Raw genomic sequence first — 16,721 nt, 5'->3', positions numbered from 1 at the left:
TTCTTACGTGAAGAGGATCTTTTTCTTATAGCGTTTTCGTTTTTGGACTAGGTGGTGTAACGGATGTAGGATTTTCTGGAACTCTAGTTAGTAAGAATCCACCGATAACGAACAGTACAATAATACTAAGGACACCAGCGTTTGTTTTTCCCGTTAATTGCGTTGTAACACCGACTAATACTGGACCCATAATCGCGGCAAACTTGCCAAATATATTATAAAATCCGAAGAATTCATTTGCAGATTCTTTAGGCACTAGTTTCGCAAAGTAGGAACGACTCAGTGCTTGAATCCCACCCTGAGAAGTGGCAACTAACATTGCTAAAATCCAGAAATCGAGTGTCGTTTTTAAGAAATAAGCATATGTGCAGATAATGATATAAATAATAATACCAACATATAGCATTTTTTTACCGGTAAATGTTTCTGATAGTTTTCCATACAATAAAGCAAATGGGCAAGCGACAATTTGTGTGACAAATAATATGATTAATAGATTCGTTGCACTAATACCGAGGTCTGTTCCGTAAGCGGTAGACATAGTAATAATTGTATCGACCCCATCAATATAGAAAAAGTAAGCAATTAAGAACATAAAGACCGTTTTATATTCTTTAATATTTTTAAAAGTATCAGCAAGGCGTTTGAAGCTCATTACAATTGGTCTTGGATGGCGTTCAATATAGTGCGTTTGCTCTACGTTTTTTAGCATTGGAATGGTGAATAATCCCCACCAAAGAGCTGTTATTGCGAATGAAATTTGACTAGCAATGCCGACTGATAAAGGGATAGTTCCTTTTTGAGCAAGAATAATAAGAGCAATACAACCGATAAATGGAATAGTACTCCCAATATAGCCTAAAGCGAAACCTCTCGTAGAAATTCGATCCATTCTATCTTTAGAGGTAACATCTACTAAAAATGCATCATAAAAAATGTTTGCTCCTGCAAAACCGACTAATGCGAGCATATAGCAGCCTAGTAATAAGTACCACTGAGATGTTGGGACGACTGCTAGCATACTTGTAAATACGATACCGAGTCCAAAGAAGAATGTGAAAAATCGTTTTTTAAACCCTTTATAATCAGCAACTGTGCCGAGAATAGGAGCAAGTATAGAAATTAAAAGTGTAGCGAATGAGTTTGCATATCCCCAGTAGGCTGTTGAAGTTGCACCAGATAGTCCAGCTTCTTTTGCAGCTGCTTTAAAGTAAATTGGAAATAATGCAGTTGTAATGACGAGCGAATATACGGAGTTCGCCCAATCGTATAATATCCAGCTTTTTTCTTGTCTGGACATTTTTTTCATATAATGTTCCCCCTCGAATTTGTTCTACTAACAGTGTACAAAAATAAAAATTATAAAAAGAGAAACAATGATGAATTTTACATAACTTTTACATATATACACAGTTCTTTACAATTGGAGTAAATCCTCTACAATTGATCCGTCTGTTTCACCTAAGTATAAACCGAGTAGTCTTGCGATAGTTGGGCCCTCATCAATAAGTCTCATATACGGTATGGTAATGCCGCTTTGTATCCCTTTCCCAGCAGCTATAAAAATTGTTTCATAGTTAGGTTTTGTTGGAGAGTATCCATGCGTACCAAACGTATATTTTTTACTAGGTGTAACATCTTTTTCAGTAATTTCTTTTATAAAATCTCCTGTATGGTTTTCAGTGAAATAATATCCTTCTCGTGCTTCCAACATAAATAAACAATTACCATCTGCACCGCATTCCTTTGCATCCTCATCATGAAGTATAAATTCAATACCGTTTTGTTTATTTTGAAGCAGTTCTTCAAGGAGTAGTTGTACTTCTCGAATTGTATCTGTATCGTTTTTGTCTTTCACATATACATAGGCGGACCCATCGCAACTTTGGCAATAAGCATTCCAGTCTACTAATTTTCCTTTTGAATTTATAGAGATAAGCCCTTTTTGATGAAATAGTACATTTAATTGAATGGCTTTGTTTTCACTTAAAGCGCTATGATCACCAAGAGCGATAATGGTGCTCTCTTCGTATAGTCCACTGTCTTTTAAAGCTTGAATAATTTTCCCTAGTCGCTCATCATGTCTATGAATTGCCGCTATTGTTTCTTTTGATTCAAAGCCGTGATAGTGTCTTTGGGTGTCTAAATCGGTGAAATGTACAAACATGACATTAGGCTTTTTCGTCTGGATTGTATGCACAGCAGAAGCAAGTACGAAATCATCGAGTTCAGGTTGTGACAATCCATTTCGTATATGGCCGAAACGACGATTTAAATCTAATTGGTATAGCGGACTACCGCTAAATAATGAAACTAAAACTTGATTTTGCCACGGTCTATTTGGAAAGATTTCTGGTAAATTGTAATCAATATTTGCTCTGCCGGTAACAGGCCATAGAAGGGCAGCTGTCGTTAAATTTGCTTTATGTGCTTCATCATATAATGTTGTTCCTTGTATTGATTTTCGGTACCAATGCCAATCGGGGGATTCACGTCCAGGTTGAAGTAACGTATTGCTAACAACACCATGTTTATTAGGGTAATTACCAGTTACGATTGTTGAGTGACTTGGATAGGTTACAGAAGGATAGATGGGCTCTACTTTTTCGACAACCGTACCCTTTTTGATTAGAGATTGGAAGTGAGGTAATTTTTGTAGTATAGGAAAATCTAAAGCTGATAAACAGTCGAATGATAAAATAATGACACGATTCGTTAATGCTTTATCCATAAAGTAATCCTCCTAATTATATGAAACCTATTACTATATATTACTATTAATACCTAGTAATAAAAATATGTTTTTAAATAAAATTTATTATTTATTTTCAGAAAAGTTAAACATATAATTAAGTATAAGGGAATGAATGAAAGGAGGGAATACTATGGATCTGCTAGATGGATTTAGTATCTTTTACATCATTGGCGGAATTACGATTATTCTTGTATTTGCTATTTCGTATTTACTAAAAAAACGGTTTCCAGACAAGCAGTTTGATATTATATTTGCACTTAGTTTAATACTTCTTTGCTTAGCGTCTTTTCCCGTTACAATGATGGTTATTGGTGGATGGGAAGGAATGGGATATGGATTTATTGGTTTCTTCGTCCTACTTGGCACACTTATCGGTATGATTGCACATCAACTTGTGAAAATTACGAGAAAAAGCTATGTATAAAACTATAAAAAACGAAAAGAATATATAAAAATAAGAAAATTCACACTTGTCTTGGGGTGAAATTTATATTATGATATTCAACAAATTTATTTCGTTATAACGATGAAAAAGGACTAGTACATGTTCAACCTTTTTAGCAGAGAGAGAATCCGTCAGGCTGAAAGATTCTTAAAAAGACGATATGGAACCTACCTTTGCGTTCTGCATATGCAGCGGGAATTTCCCGTTATCAAAAAGAGAGCATGCACAATTTTTGTGCATGAATCAGGGTGGTAACGCCGGCAAAGCTCGGTCCCTATTTAGGGGCGCGAGCTTTTTTGTATTTTCTAGAAGGAGGAAGAATGACTATGGCAAAAGAACAAGTACAAGCGATTACGAAGATGGAAGAGGACTTTGCACAGTGGTACACAGATATTGTAAAAAAAGCAGAACTTGTTGATTATTCAAGTGTAAAAGGATGTATGATTCTACGTCCGTACGGCTATGCCTTATGGGAAAATATGCAGAAAGTTATGGATGAGAAGTTAAAAGCAACCGGTCATGAAAACGTGTATATGCCAATGTTTATCCCAGAGAGCTTATTACAAAAAGAGAAGGATCATGTAGAAGGATTTGCTCCTGAAGTAGCATGGGTGACACATGGCGGGGATGAAAAGTTAGCGGAAAGACTTTGTGTACGCCCTACATCTGAAACTTTATTCTGTGAGCATTTCTCAAAAATTGTACAATCCTATAATGATTTGCCAAAGCTATATAATCAGTGGTGTTCAGTAGTTCGTTGGGAGAAAACAACTAGGCCATTCCTTCGTACCACAGAATTCTTATGGCAAGAGGGTCATACAATTCATGAAACAGAAGAAGAATCTCAAGCTGAAACATTAAATATTTTAAATCTATATGCTTCTTTCTGTGAAGACTACTTAGCGATACCAGTAATTAAAGGACAAAAAACAGAAAAAGAAAAATTTGCGGGCGCAAAGGCGACTTATACGATTGAAAGCTTAATGCATGATGGGAAAGCACTTCAAACAGGAACATCCCATAACTTTGGAACGAATTTCTCTGAAGCATTTGATATTAAGTTTTTAGATCGTAACGGTAAGTGGCAATATGTACACCAAACATCTTGGGGCGTATCAACAAGAATGATAGGTGGACTGATTATGGTTCATAGTGATAATAATGGGCTTGTAATGCCTCCTAAAGTCGCACCAGTGCAAGTTGTTATTGTACCGATTGCTCAGCATAAAGAAGGCGTTTTAGCGAAAGCAACAGAGTTACAAGAACATATTCAAAAGGTTGCACGAGTAAAAATAGATGCTAGCAATAAAACACCTGGTTGGAAATTTAATGAGTATGAAATGAAGGGGATTCCAATTCGATTAGAAGTTGGTCCGAAAGATATTGAAAAGAATCAAGTTGTACTCGTAAGAAGAGATACGAAAGAAAAAGAGTTTATAGCAATGGATCAATTAGAAGAACGCATTCCAGCACTACTTGAAGAAATTCATAACTCTTTATTTAATAAAGCAAAAGTATTTCGTGATGAAAATACGTATAGTGTGACGAAGTTTGAAGAGATGAAAAAAGTAGCTGATGAAAAGCAAGGGTTTATTAAAGCAATGTGGTGCGGGGAACTAGCTTGTGAAGAGAAACTAAAAGAAGAAGTTGGAGTATCTTCTCGCTGTATGCCTTTTGAGCAAGAGCATTTAGCTGACGAATGTATTTGTTGTGGTAAAGAAGCTAAACAAATGGTGTATTGGGGAAAAGCGTATTAATGCTCTTTTGGATAGGAAGGATGAAAAGGACTTTGGGCTGCATAATAAAATGCAATCCAAAGTCCTTTTTAGTTTTACAATTTGTTTCATGTATTTTTAAGATGGAAGGATGTGTTTTTATTTTGCGTTTTTACGGCGAATGAATAGTAACATACCAATTAGGAATGTTGAAAGTCCCATTAAAATAGATGAAGGATAATGTGTTGCAGTATTCGGTAACTTATCGCCTTGTTTTTTCGCGTTATCTTTTACGTTACCACCTTGAGAGCCATTTCCTCCTTGAGAACTGCTATCGCCTTTAACACGGTTACCGCCATGAGAGTCATTTCCCCCTTGAGAACTGCTATCGCCTTTAACACGATTGCCGCCAGAACCACTGCCGCCAGAGCCACTGCCATCAGAACCGTTGCCACCAGAACCACTGCCGCCAGAGCCACTGCCATCAGAACCGTTGCCACCAGAGCCACTGCCACCAGAACCGTTGCCACCAGAACCGTTGCCACCAGAACCACTGCCGCCAGAGCCATTGCCGCCAGAGCTACTGCCACCAGAACCGCTACCGCCAGAACCGTTACCACCGGAATCATTGCCGCTAGAGCCATTGCCACCAGAACCGCTACCGCCAGAACCGTTACCACCGGAATCATTGCCGCTAGAGCCATTGCCACCAGAACCATTGCCGCCAGAACCGTTACCACCGGAATCATTGCCGCTAGAGCCATTGCCACCAGAGCCATTGCCGCCAGAACCGTTACCACCGGAATCATTGCCGCTAGAGCCATTGCCACCAGAACCACTGCCGCCAGAGCCACTGCCACCAGAACCGTTACCACCAGAATCATTGCCGCTAGAGCCATTGCCACCAGAACCACTATCGTCCTGAGAACCACCGTTTTCTGGTGGTTTATTATTATCTTTTGAGTTACCTTCTGCGAAATGATCGTTATTTTGTACAATCGCATTTGTTACTGGAGAGAAGTTTTCTGTTGCTGCATTACCGATATTTAACCCACTAAAAAAAGATAAAGAAAGTGTTGATGCTAAAATGAAGATTTTCGTCATTGATTTCCTCCTGAAAAAATAATATTCCATCTAAAATACATCCCTTTGTAATATTTCATAGGAAAAAGAGTTTTATGCAAAAAAAACTATATATAGAAAAAGGTGGTATATTTCTGAAGAGAGAAAAGAGTTAGTGTAAATTCTTTATAATAGTAGAGTGGTGGGAATTTTACACCCATTACAGTAGAGGAAGTGACAGCAGATGAAAGCATATATTGCATTTGATATTGGTGGTACACAAATTAAATATGGAATTGTTTCAGAAATAGGAACAGTACTAAAGCATAAAACAGTTCCAACAGAAATTCATTTGGGCGGGGAACAAATTATTCAAAAACTCATTCTTTTATCAAAAAAATTAATGGGTGAACATACGATTTCGGGAATTGGCATTAGTACTGCGGGAATTGTTAATATTCATAAAGGGATTGTAACGGGAGGGGTGGAGCATATTCGGAACTACGCGACTATTCCTATTATTGATAGATTGCAAGAAGTATTACAAGTTCCTGTGTCCGTTGAAAATGATGTGAATTGTGCAGCTTTGGGGGAGACGTGGAAGGGTATTGGAAATGGAAAAAGAAATTTTATTATGCTTACTCTTGGAACTGGTATTGGAGGAGCAATTTTTATAGATGGAGAGTTATATAGAGGGCATTCGTTTAGTGCTGGTGAATGGGGAAATATGTTAATAGAAGGAAACGTGTTTGAAGAGGTCGCTTCCATTTCAGGGTTAATTCATCTTGTCCGAAAATATAAAGGAGAAGGTGATTGGAATGGGAAAACGATTTTCGAACTGTATGATAAAGGAGATAGGGAAGTTACGCAAGCAGTTGAGGTGTTCTTTAAATATTTAGCGATTGGAATTAGTAACCTTGCTTATATTTTCAATCCAGAAATGATTGTTATAGGTGGCGGAATTACTGATAGAGGAAATCAGTTCTTAAAAGAAGTAAAAGAAGAGGTAGAAAAATATTTACAAAAAGAGATTTATAATAATTGTGAGATTGAACTTGCGCAAAACGGTAATTGTGCAGGAATGATTGGTGCTATTTACCACTTCTTACATCATCATAAGTAAATTATATGAATGTTTTCATATAACTGAGAATTTATCCTTTTTATCACTAGGTAAATAATGCTACAATATAAGGGAAGAATACAATATTTTCCGTCTTGGAAAATGCTTTGTAGAAAGGAAGAAACTGCATGCCTATTATTTTAGAAAAAGGTCAAAAGATCGATTTAACGAAAGGACAACCAAAAGTAGCAAAACTACAGGTTGGCTTAGGCTGGGATCCAATTGGGCAATCAGGTGGGTTTCTGTCTTCATTATTTGGAAGTAAACCAAATGTAGATTGTGATGCATCTGTTGTTATGTTAGAAGGAGATCGCTTTTTAAACAAAAACGATTTAGTTTACTTCGGAAACAAGCTTTCTACTTGTGGTAGTATTATTCATTCAGGAGATAATTTAACAGGCGAAGGCGCTGGTGATGACGAAACAATTTTCGTAGAATTACATAAAGTTCCGAGCCGTATTAATCGTTTAGTATTCGTTGTAAATATTTATGACTGTGTAAATCGTCGTCAAGATTTCGGGATGATTCGTAATGCATATATTCGTATTCAAAACCCGCAAACTGGCGAAGAATTAGCACGCTATAATTTATCGGATAATTATGCTGGCAAAACGACTCTAATTGCAGGTGAAATGTATCGCCACGGAAGTGAATGGAAGTTTTCAGCTGTTGGAGAAGGAACACAAGATAAAAACTTAAGTGAGATTGTATCACGTTATCAATAATATAAACCAAGGAGGAATTGTATATGGCATCAATTTCATTGAAAAAAGGACAAAAGGTAGACTTAACAAAAACGAATCCAGGTCTTTCAAAAGTTCTTGTAGGACTTGGTTGGGATACAAATCGTTATGATGGACAAGCTGATTTTGATTTAGATGTTAGTATCTTTTTAGTAGGTGCTAACGGTAAAGTTTCAGGAGCAGAAGATTTTGTTTTCTATAATAACCCAAAAGGTGCGAATGGTGCTGTAGAACATTTAGGAGATAACCGAACTGGCGAAGGTGAAGGCGATGACGAGTCAATCAAAGTAGATTTGAAAAACGTACCTGCACATATTGAACGTATTTGCTTCACAATCACAATTTACGATGGAGAAGGTCGTAGCCAAAACTTCGGACAAGTTTCTAATTCTTTCGTACGTATTTTAGATGAAGAAAAGAATGCAGAGTTAATTCGTTACGATTTAGGAGAAGATTTCTCTATTGAAACAGCGGTTGTAGTAGGTGAATTATACCGTCATGCAGGTGAATGGAAGTTTAATGCAATCGGAAGTGGATTCCAAGGTGGATTAGCGTCTCTATGTAACAATTTCGGTTTAGATGTAGAGTAATAGATTTAGCTATCCATTAGTAAATATATATTTGCTAATGGATATATTTTTAAAGATTAAAATATAGAGGTGAATATACATGGCCATTCAGTTACAAAAAGGACAGAAAATCGATTTAGGTAAAACAAGCCCTGGCTTAACAAAAGCAGTAATTGGTCTTGGTTGGGATATTAAATCTTATGATGGTGGATCAGATTTCGATTTAGATGCATCTGCCTTTTTATTAGATGCGAACGGAAAATGTACGAAGGAAACTGATTTTATTTTCTATAATAATTTACAGTCTCCTTGTGGATCTGTTCTACATACAGGGGATAACCGCACAGGTGAAGGTGAAGGCGATGATGAACAACTTGTTGTGGACTTAAAGAAAGTTCCAGCAGATGTGCACAAAATTGCTATTACAGTTACGATTTATGATGCGGAAGGCCGTAGTCAAAACTTTGGACAAGTAGGAAATGCTTTCGTTCGTTTAGCAAATGAAGAAACGAATGAAGAAGTTCTTCGTTTTGATTTAGGGGAAGATTTCTCCATTGAAACAGCAGTTGTCTTTTGTGAATTATACCGTCATAATGGACAGTGGAAGTTTAATGCAGTAGGAAGTGGATTCCAAGGTGGTTTAGGTGCGCTTGTAAGAGCGTATGGCTTGGATGCATAGAAAGGAAACGATATTCGTTTCCTTTTTTTGACCTTTCTATAAATCTAGCAAAGAATAGGGGATATAGGTAAGATGAGTATTTTGCAAGGAATCCTTGATACGTATGCTCAGTTTTTCGACTTGGACATGTGGATTAAAGTGTTGCAAGATCCAGTATCTTGGGGATTAATAGGTACACTTGTTGTACTTGAAGGGTTATTATCTGCTGATAATGCACTTGTATTAGCAGTAATGGTAAAACACCTTCCGGAAGAAAAACGTAAAAAAGCATTATTCTATGGACTTATTGGAGCTTATGTATTTCGATTTATTGCAATTGGAATTGGAATGTTCTTAATTAAATTAGCATGGGTAAAAGTGTTAGGTGCACTTTACTTAGCGTGGCTTTCAGTTAAATACTTCATTGATAAAAGAAAAGGTAATGCAGAAGAAGAGGAAGCTCATGGTATGAACCAAAACAGTATTCTCTTCAGAATGTTTGGTGTCTTCTGGGGAACAGTTGCGATGGTTGAATTAATGGATATCGCATTCTCTGTAGATAGCGTACTTGCTGCATTTGGTGTATCAAATGAAGTTTGGATTCTATTATTAGGTGGAATGCTCGGTATTTTAATGATGCGCGGTATCGCTGGTGTATTTTTAAAATTGTTAGAGCGTATTCCAGAGCTTGAAACGACAGCATATATTTTAATCTTAATTATTGCAGCAAAAATGTTACTGTCTGTTATTCATATTGAAGTAAGTCATACATTGTTCTTCATTATTTTAGTTGTAGCATTTGGAGCAACATTTATACTTCACTACATGAAGAATTCTGGACAAGCTAAAGAAGAAGTTGCAGCTACTAAAGAAGACAATAAATAATTGAAATGGGTTTGCTCGTTTTACGAGCGCCCATTTTTTATAACCAAAAATAGTTTATAATAGAAGGAAGACTTAGAAAAAAGTAAATGTTTTTGGAGGTGAACTGTTGTGTTTTCACGTTTTACACTTCAACCATATGCATTAAAAGATGAATCAGATCTAAAGCAAGTTGAAACACTTTTAGAAAAACGTCCACACTATGAGCTGACAGAGAATGAGATGAAATTTAGTTATATAGCATGTCGAATCCTTGGCGTTCCTAATGATGTAGATGAATATTTTAATGAACTATTTGATTATAGTGAAGCGAAAGGAATCGAAGTTTTACACGAACAAAATTTAAACAAAGTGATCGATTCGGAAAAACTTCGTCATATTCAAGAAGTGTTCGGATTGCACCAAGAAGCACCAAATGGTCTAACAGTAAATAGGTTAGTAGCACATTTATCTGGGAAACAACTTTTACCGAAAGTAGACAATCCGGATTTACAGCATTATATACATACGACGTTTATTTCAGTATTGAAATTATATGAGAAACAACATAATCAATCTTTAAAGACAGAAGGCTTCCGTCGTTTTTTAATTGATATAATTAAATTAAGCGAAAATTACGTAGCGAAGTGGTTCTCTACGATTAACTATAAGAAACAAATGCCGCGTATCATTTGGTACGGTGATGCACAGGAAAGCCGTATATATTTCTTATACTTTCTTATTATGCTCGGTTGTGATGTGCTTTATTATCACTCAGAAGGAAAAGATGGATTTGAGAATGTCGATGAAGAGGGAAGGACCTTTATTGTGTCTCATCCAGGCCGTATTTCTCTTGAACCATTTCCAGATCGCCGCCGCGAGCGTGTGGCAACAGTAGCGTATCAAGCTTCAAAAGAAATTGAGCAAGTACTTCACCACGATAATTCACTGCTGTACAAGCCGTGGCAATTCCGTTCCTATACGCCTGTAGCGCGTACATTAAAAACAACATATGATGAACTCTTTTTAATTACGAAAGAAAAGGCGTTTGTACGCCCGACATTCTTTGTTGAAAATAAACACATTTATATCCCTTCTTTATTTGCGAAAATATCAGGTGTTTCAAAGAATGATAAAGAGTATTTTCAACGATTAAAGGCTGTTACATCATTTGATAACAGTTTATTAATTAATACATTTCCGTTTACGAAAGAACAAAAAGCAAATTTCCAATACCATTATCGAGATGCATTAGACCGCGGGGGAAAATTGCATCCAGATTTAATTATGAACAGTCATTGGTGGCCACACAAACGATTGCCAGAAGGATTACAACATGGTATTGCAGAAGCGATTATCCATACGTGTGAAAGTGAAATGTGTAAACCAATTGCAAAAGAGACGAAACAAGATGTAGCGCTATATGTTTTCGCGCAACTTTCTCAAATACCACCGAATATTTTAGAACAGCTTGAGAAATTTGATTATTCACAAGATGTACCGAAAATTGTTATATTTAATAATGAGAAGAGTGGAGAGTTAACTCGTTCTGATGCTGTTTTATTACTATTTTTAAATCAAATTGGAGTAGATGTATTCCATTTCAATCCAACGGGAAGAAACGATATTGAACCGTATATTGAGGCAGGGGCATTTGATTCACACTGGCTTGAAGAGGTTAATTTCGATCTTGAGTTTCATGGTTCATCAGCCTATAAAAATTTATCACAAACAATAAAAGGACTATTTCGTCCATTTTTATAAGGAAAGGGAGAATACCATATGAATAACCCAGTCGTACTAGATCCGAAAACAGAATTAAATGAGCAAACAGCGCAAGATGTTCGTTTGCAACTTAGACAAGATGCGGATGTACAACGTATTTATAATGCGGTAGATATTAAAGATCAATTAGAATTAATTGAACTTGGAAAAGAACCTTCTATGGAAATTTCACGTTTTGCTGATCAAATTTTACATACGATGTCATTATCAAAGATAGAAGATTCTGGTGAATTATTAAAACAGCTTGGTAAAATTATGGACCGATTCGATAGTAAAGACTTCGCGGAAGAGAAAAGCGGTTTCTTTTCACGTATGTTTAAAAAAGCGGATAAAATGATTGAACAAATTTTTAGCAAGTATCAAACGATGGGCCGTGAAATTGATAAAGTGTATGTGGAAATTACGAAGTATCAAGATGAAATGAAAAAATCAATTGGTACGTTAGATGGTTTATATGAGCAAAACTTAAAATATTATTTAGACTTAGAAAAATACGTAGTAGCAGGAGAAATGTTATTAGAGCGTTTAAATACAGAGTTAGTTCCGATGTATGAAGAGCGTGTACGTAATAATGATCAATTAGCAGGTATTGAATTAGAGTCGCTTAAAAACTCTGTTGAAATTTTAGAACAGCGTATTGATGATTTAGAAAAAGCACGTATGGTTGCGTTACTTACAGCACCACAAATTCGTATGATTCAACGTGGTAATAATAAATTAATTGGTAAAATCAATACAGCATTTATTACAACGATTCCTATCTTTAAAAATGGTATCATTCAAGCGGTAAATGCGAAGCGTCAAAAGCTTGTTGCAGATTCTATGGCTGAACTGGATCGCCGTACGAATGAATTACTTAAGAAAAATGCACAAAATATCGCGACGCAAAGTGTGGAAGTAGCGAGGTTATCGGGTTCTTCTAGTATTAAGATGGAGACGCTTGAGGAAACTTGGAACATTATTTCAAGAGGTATGCAAGAAACACAACAAATTGAAGAGCAAAACAAACGTGAGCGTGAAGAAAGCCGCAAACGTATGGCTACATTAACAGAGAACATCAAAAAAGAATTGCAAGGGTAAAGTGAAACTTTAATCAGTGGGGTTTTGTTCATCCCCACTGATTATTAGCCCACACCAATCGGATGTTTATGGGGCAGTTAATCTCCCACCTAGTTTCTTTATTCTAGCTAAATTTTGAGGTGGGAGTTTTACTGCCCGTTAATATGGGGTAAATGAAAAGGCAATGAGGAATAGTCCTCATTGCCTTTTAGTTTTTCTTCACTAATTTAATGATTTCATTCACAACAAGTGGAATGATACTTAATAAGAGAACAAATCCCCAATCTCGCATCGTTAATGTATGCACACCGAATATATTTGCAAGGGGCGGGATGGAGATGATGCAAACTTGCATAAGAACACCGATAAGAAGGGAGAAGACTAAATATTTGTTTGTAAAAATCCCAATTGAAAAGATCGATTTCGTTCTTGAACGCAAGTTAAATGAATGAACGAGCTGAGAAAAACTAAGAACGACAAATGCCATCGTTTGAGCGTGTAATAGAGCATCCTCATCAATTCGCTCTGGGAAAAGAGGGAATAAATTTGTATCTCCAGTATAGAACTTTGCTCCGGCGATAAAGGCTATTAGCGTTAAAAGTCCAATGACAATCCCATTGAAAATAAGAAAAGGAACGCTACCGCTAAATAAGCTTTCTTTCGCATGTCGTGGTTTTTCCTTCATCACATCAGGATCTTCAGGATCAACCCCAAGTGATAATGCAGGCAGCGTATCTGTAATTAAATTTACCCACAAAATGTGAATAGGTCTTAGTGGTGTTGCCCAGCCGAGTAAAATGGCTAAAAATAAAGTGATAATTTCCCCGAAGTTACAAGAGAGTAGGAAGAGAATTGATTTTTTTATGTTACGATAAATGTTTCTACCTTCCTCAACAGCTTTCACGATAGATGAGAAATTATCATCTGTTAATACGACATCCGCTGCCCCTTTTGCAACGTCTGTTCCTGTAATGCCCATCGCTACGCCAACATCAGCTTGCTTTAAAGATGGGGCGTCATTGACACCATCACCAGTCATAGAAACGATATTTCCTTTCGCGCGTAATGCTTTTACGATTTTTACTTTATGTTCTGGAGAGACCCTAGCGAATACATGTAAGTGATTAATTTTGCTTGCTAGTTCTGTATCTGAAATGTTGTCTAATTCAGTTCCAATCATAATTTCAGATGTTTCTTTAGCAATGCCCAGTTCTTTGGCAATTGCAAAGGCGGTATCTTTATGGTCACCAGTAATCATAACTGTGCGAATACCGGCTTTTTTACACTCTGTAATTGAATCTTTTACTTCAGTTCGCGGTGGATCAATCATACCGACAAGCCCAATAAAGATGAGGTTTTCTTCGAGATGATCTATATCCACATCGTTTGAATTGTATTGTTTAAATGCAAATGAAAGTACCCTTAAAGCTTCTTGAGACATTGACCCAGCGGCTTCTAATATTTGATCTTTATCAGCATCTTTTAGAACCTCGATTTTACCGTTTTTAAATATGTGGGTACATCGAGGTAAGAGTTTATCGATAGCACCTTTCGTCATGCTATAGTAGCCTTCATCATATGTATGCACGGTTGACATCATTTTACGATCTGAATCGAAAGGTAGCTCAGTTACACGTTCATATATTTTTTCTAAATGATCTTTTTGCATATTAAAGGTGCTTCCGGCAACGAGAAGAGCAATTTCAGTCGGGTCTCCCGTTTGTGAGTCATTATTGTAAGATGCATCATTACATAGCACCATATTTTCTAACAATAGACGTTGCGCATCATTATTTACATTTAAACTTTCTAATTGATCGTATGTGTTATCACTATAAAAGTGAGTAACGGTCATTTTATTTTGTGTTAACGTACCTGTTTTATCTGAACAAATAATTGTGACAGAACCGAGAGCTTCAACAGCTGGTAGTTTCCGAATAATAACATTTTGTTTAATCATACGCTGCACACCAATTGCAAGAACGATGGAAACGATAGCTGGTAAACCTTCTGGAATAGCTGCAACGGCTAAACTAATTGCAGTCATAAACATTTCTAGTGTATCTCGTCCTTGTAAAAAGCCGATGAGAAACATCACGATACAAATAGCTACAGCAACAAAGCCTAAATACTTTCCAACTTGTGCTAAGCTTTTTTGAAGTGGTGTCATATCATCGTCTGCTTCATGTAACAGGGTAGCAATCTTACCAATTTGTGAGTTCATTCCAGTTTGAACAGCAACACCGGCGCCTCGCCCATATGTAACAAGAGTAGACATAAAGGCCATATTCTTTTGATCACCGAGTGGTACTTGTTCATCACTTTGCATGGAAGGGTGGTAGATTGCATCTTTATCAACAGGGACAGATTCACCAGTTAGAGCAGATTCTTCAACTTTTAAATTTGCGGTTTCGATCAGGCGTAAATCGCATGGGATATATCGTCCGGCGTCGAGTATAACGATATCACCTGGAACGACGTGCTCAGATGGAATTTCTTTTAGTTCACCATCTCGCTTGACGATAGCTTTAGGTGTCGCCATCTTTTTCAATGCTTCTAGAGCTTGTTCTGCTTTCGATTCTTGAACGACACCGATAACAGCATTTAAAACTACAACGAGCGCAATGATACTTGCATCTGCCCATTCACCTACAAAGGCAGAAATAAGTGCAGCAACAATAAGGACATATACGAGGACGTCATTAATTTGGGCGAAAATACGCTGCAATAAAGTGCGTTTTTGTTTTGTAGCTAATTCGTTAGAACCGTATTGCTTTAAACGTTCATTTACAATTTCTTCTGTTAAACCGTGTTGTTCGTTTGTTTCTAGGTCGATTAATGTTTGATCTTTCGTCTTACTGTACCAATTGCTCATAAGTAAGCACCTCCAGTAAAAACAGCTAGCAATGGTAGTGTTGCTATTATTTGTGAGTAGTATGTATGGAGAAAAAATCTAAGGTGAGGTTCTACTTCTATTGTACAATATTTTACAGTTGGTTGAGGGAAAGAAAAGAGTTGTCATGAATTTGTTGGAAATAAAAAAGAGCCTCATATAAGAGAGGCTTTTTTTACTTTTTAATTAATGTACCTAATTCTTCTGTAATTGCTTGCATTTCACTAATACTGAATGTTTCACGCTTCATAACATGATCATAAATGTCACGTAAATCTTCGTACATTTCTTCGTTAAAACTAGCAGCTCTCATCGCTCCAGCATTAACCATACGTAATTTTTCTTTAATAGCTTCAACCATATATTCAACGTTTTCTTCTGACTTTACGGATAAATCCACCGAAGTGTCCCCCTTTAAAATAACATAAGGCTATCTTAACATTTTTTATCATTTTCGTTAATGAATCTTTTCAATCCTATTAAATTAGTAGGGATTTCCTTTATATTTAATAATTGGTTGTTTATACTATAAGTATATATTAAGAAATGCACCAAGAAGGGAAGAAACAAAAACATGGTTCAAGTATTGTTTGTTTGTCTTGGGAACATTTGCCGTTCTCCAATGGCAGAAGCGATTTTTCGAGATCTTGTCGTAAAAGAGGGACTCGAAGAGAAAATTGTCATTGATTCTGCAGGAACTGGAGATTGGCATGTTGGCCATCCGCCACATAAAGGAACACAAAAAATTTTAAAAGAAAATGCAGTCACTTTTGAAGGAATTAAAGCAAGGCAAGTAGAAAAAGAAGACTTAACAAAGTTTGATTATATTATTGCCATGGACAACAAGAATATAGCAGATTTAAAAAGTTTAGGTAAAACTGGAGGCTATATTGGTAGGCTGTCCGATTTTGTTCCAGACGGTGGCTGGACAGACGTTCCCGACCCTTACTATACAGGGAATTTCCAAGAAGTATATGACCTTGTAACAGAAGGGTGTGCAAAGCTATTAGCTTTCATTCGAAATGAACAAGGAATATGAGGAAGCTTAGAAAG

The 16,721-nt window shown here is 36.6% G+C and carries 15 protein-coding genes and 1 other annotated feature; of the genes, 10 read left to right on the top strand and 5 right to left on the bottom strand.

The features are described 5' to 3' along the window. Positions 1–25 precede the first annotated feature (25 nt). Positions 26–1,309, bottom strand: a complete 1,284-nt coding sequence (locus tag AC2CGR_RS24280) for an MFS transporter (protein ID WP_087952018.1) — start codon at positions 1,307–1,309, stop codon at positions 26–28. Positions 1,310–1,417: 108 nt separating this feature from the next. Beyond that, positions 1,418–2,731 carry an alkaline phosphatase family protein gene (locus AC2CGR_RS24275; protein WP_087952019.1) on the bottom strand — a complete coding sequence of 438 codons (1,314 nt, stop codon included), beginning with the start codon at positions 2,729–2,731 and terminating at the stop codon, positions 1,418–1,420. Between the two features lie 154 nt (positions 2,732–2,885). Here AC2CGR_RS24275 and AC2CGR_RS24270 point away from each other — a divergent pair, with 154 nt between their 5' ends. Together AC2CGR_RS24270 and proS are read left to right on the top strand one after the other, a co-directional pair. Continuing rightward, positions 2,886–3,179, top strand: a complete 294-nt coding sequence (locus tag AC2CGR_RS24270; RefSeq protein ID WP_000364817.1) for a YesK-like family protein — start codon at positions 2,886–2,888, stop codon at positions 3,177–3,179. 93 nt (positions 3,180–3,272) lie between these two features. Then, positions 3,273–3,479: a binding site (T-box leader), on the top strand. Positions 3,480–3,526: 47 nt separating this feature from the next. Continuing rightward, a complete protein-coding gene (gene proS, locus AC2CGR_RS24265; RefSeq protein WP_131101337.1) occupies positions 3,527–4,957 on the top strand; it encodes a proline--tRNA ligase in 1,431 nt (476 codons plus the stop codon). 117 nt (positions 4,958–5,074) lie between these two features. Here proS and AC2CGR_RS24260 read toward each other — a convergent pair whose 3' ends face one another. Continuing rightward, positions 5,075–6,019 (bottom strand): LPXTG cell wall anchor domain-containing protein, encoded by a 945-nt coding sequence (locus AC2CGR_RS24260; protein WP_484481301.1) that lies wholly within the window; start codon positions 6,017–6,019, stop codon positions 5,075–5,077. Between the two features lie 202 nt (positions 6,020–6,221). Here AC2CGR_RS24260 and AC2CGR_RS24255 point away from each other — a divergent pair, with 202 nt between their 5' ends. The 7 genes from AC2CGR_RS24255 to AC2CGR_RS24225 all read left to right on the top strand — a co-directional run bounded on the left by AC2CGR_RS24255 (position 6,222) and on the right by AC2CGR_RS24225 (position 12,796). After that, positions 6,222–7,100 carry an ROK family protein gene (locus tag AC2CGR_RS24255; protein ID WP_087964407.1) on the top strand — a complete coding sequence of 293 codons (879 nt, stop codon included), beginning with the start codon at positions 6,222–6,224 and terminating at the stop codon, positions 7,098–7,100. A gap of 128 nt (positions 7,101–7,228) precedes the next feature. Continuing rightward, positions 7,229–7,825: a TerD family protein gene (locus tag AC2CGR_RS24250; protein WP_001121586.1), complete on the top strand. Its 597-nt coding sequence runs from the start codon at positions 7,229–7,231 to the stop codon at positions 7,823–7,825. 23 nt (positions 7,826–7,848) lie between these two features. Beyond that, positions 7,849–8,433, top strand: a complete 585-nt coding sequence (locus AC2CGR_RS24245; protein WP_000146723.1) for a TerD family protein — start codon at positions 7,849–7,851, stop codon at positions 8,431–8,433. Positions 8,434–8,512: 79 nt separating this feature from the next. Next, positions 8,513–9,091 (top strand): TerD family protein, encoded by a 579-nt coding sequence (locus AC2CGR_RS24240; RefSeq protein ID WP_001007533.1) that lies wholly within the window; start codon positions 8,513–8,515, stop codon positions 9,089–9,091. Between the two features lie 72 nt (positions 9,092–9,163). Beyond that, complete coding sequence (locus AC2CGR_RS24235) at positions 9,164–9,955, top strand: TerC family protein (RefSeq protein ID WP_000025695.1); 792 nt, start codon at positions 9,164–9,166, stop codon at positions 9,953–9,955. Positions 9,956–10,063: 108 nt separating this feature from the next. Beyond that, on the top strand, positions 10,064–11,695 hold the full coding sequence (locus AC2CGR_RS24230; RefSeq protein ID WP_484481300.1) for a YceG family protein: 1,632 nt from the start codon (positions 10,064–10,066) through the stop codon (positions 11,693–11,695). Between the two features lie 18 nt (positions 11,696–11,713). Continuing rightward, entirely contained in the window at positions 11,714–12,796 is a 1,083-nt protein-coding gene (locus tag AC2CGR_RS24225) for a toxic anion resistance protein (protein WP_001064409.1), read from the top strand. Between the two features lie 187 nt (positions 12,797–12,983). Here the strand turns inward: AC2CGR_RS24225 and AC2CGR_RS24220 are convergent, their stop codons facing one another. Beyond that, positions 12,984–15,650, bottom strand: coding sequence for a cation-translocating P-type ATPase (locus AC2CGR_RS24220; protein ID WP_484481299.1), 2,667 nt, complete (start codon positions 15,648–15,650; stop codon positions 12,984–12,986). A 193-nt stretch (positions 15,651–15,843) separates the two neighbouring features. Further along, on the bottom strand, positions 15,844–16,068 hold the full coding sequence (locus tag AC2CGR_RS24215) for a DUF1128 domain-containing protein (protein WP_000366196.1): 225 nt from the start codon (positions 16,066–16,068) through the stop codon (positions 15,844–15,846). A 174-nt stretch (positions 16,069–16,242) separates the two neighbouring features. On the opposite strand from AC2CGR_RS24215, the gene AC2CGR_RS24210 reads away from it, so the two are divergent. Next, positions 16,243–16,707 carry a low molecular weight protein-tyrosine-phosphatase gene (locus AC2CGR_RS24210; RefSeq protein ID WP_000250910.1) on the top strand — a complete coding sequence of 155 codons (465 nt, stop codon included), beginning with the start codon at positions 16,243–16,245 and terminating at the stop codon, positions 16,705–16,707. Positions 16,708–16,721: the final 14 nt, after the last annotated feature.

The sequence above is a fragment of the Bacillus sp. LSHTCR4 genome (assembly GCF_057197025.1).
This window is presented reverse-complemented; position numbering and strand designations above follow the sequence as displayed.

Bases quoted from the DNA above. Each gene is read 5' to 3' on its own strand.
- AC2CGR_RS24240 (WP_001007533.1), top strand. From the start codon at position 8,513: ATGGCCATTCAGTTACAAAAAGGACAGAAAATCGATTTAGGTAAAACA.
- AC2CGR_RS24245 (WP_000146723.1), top strand. From the start codon at position 7,849: ATGGCATCAATTTCATTGAAAAAAGGACAAAAGGTAGACTTAACAAAA.
- proS (WP_131101337.1), top strand. From the start codon at position 3,527: ATGGCAAAAGAACAAGTACAAGCGATTACGAAGATGGAAGAGGACTTT.
- AC2CGR_RS24280 (WP_087952018.1), bottom strand. From the start codon at position 1,309: ATGAAAAAAATGTCCAGACAAGAAAAAAGCTGGATATTATACGATTGG.
- AC2CGR_RS24225 (WP_001064409.1), top strand. From the start codon at position 11,714: ATGAATAACCCAGTCGTACTAGATCCGAAAACAGAATTAAATGAGCAA.
- AC2CGR_RS24275 (WP_087952019.1), bottom strand. From the start codon at position 2,731: ATGGATAAAGCATTAACGAATCGTGTCATTATTTTATCATTCGACTGT.
- AC2CGR_RS24250 (WP_001121586.1), top strand. From the start codon at position 7,229: ATGCCTATTATTTTAGAAAAAGGTCAAAAGATCGATTTAACGAAAGGA.
- AC2CGR_RS24235 (WP_000025695.1), top strand. From the start codon at position 9,164: ATGAGTATTTTGCAAGGAATCCTTGATACGTATGCTCAGTTTTTCGAC.
- AC2CGR_RS24270 (WP_000364817.1), top strand. From the start codon at position 2,886: ATGGATCTGCTAGATGGATTTAGTATCTTTTACATCATTGGCGGAATT.
- AC2CGR_RS24260 (WP_484481301.1), bottom strand. From the start codon at position 6,019: ATGACGAAAATCTTCATTTTAGCATCAACACTTTCTTTATCTTTTTTT.
- AC2CGR_RS24210 (WP_000250910.1), top strand. From the start codon at position 16,243: ATGGTTCAAGTATTGTTTGTTTGTCTTGGGAACATTTGCCGTTCTCCA.
- AC2CGR_RS24220 (WP_484481299.1), bottom strand. From the start codon at position 15,650: ATGAGCAATTGGTACAGTAAGACGAAAGATCAAACATTAATCGACCTA.
- AC2CGR_RS24255 (WP_087964407.1), top strand. From the start codon at position 6,222: ATGAAAGCATATATTGCATTTGATATTGGTGGTACACAAATTAAATAT.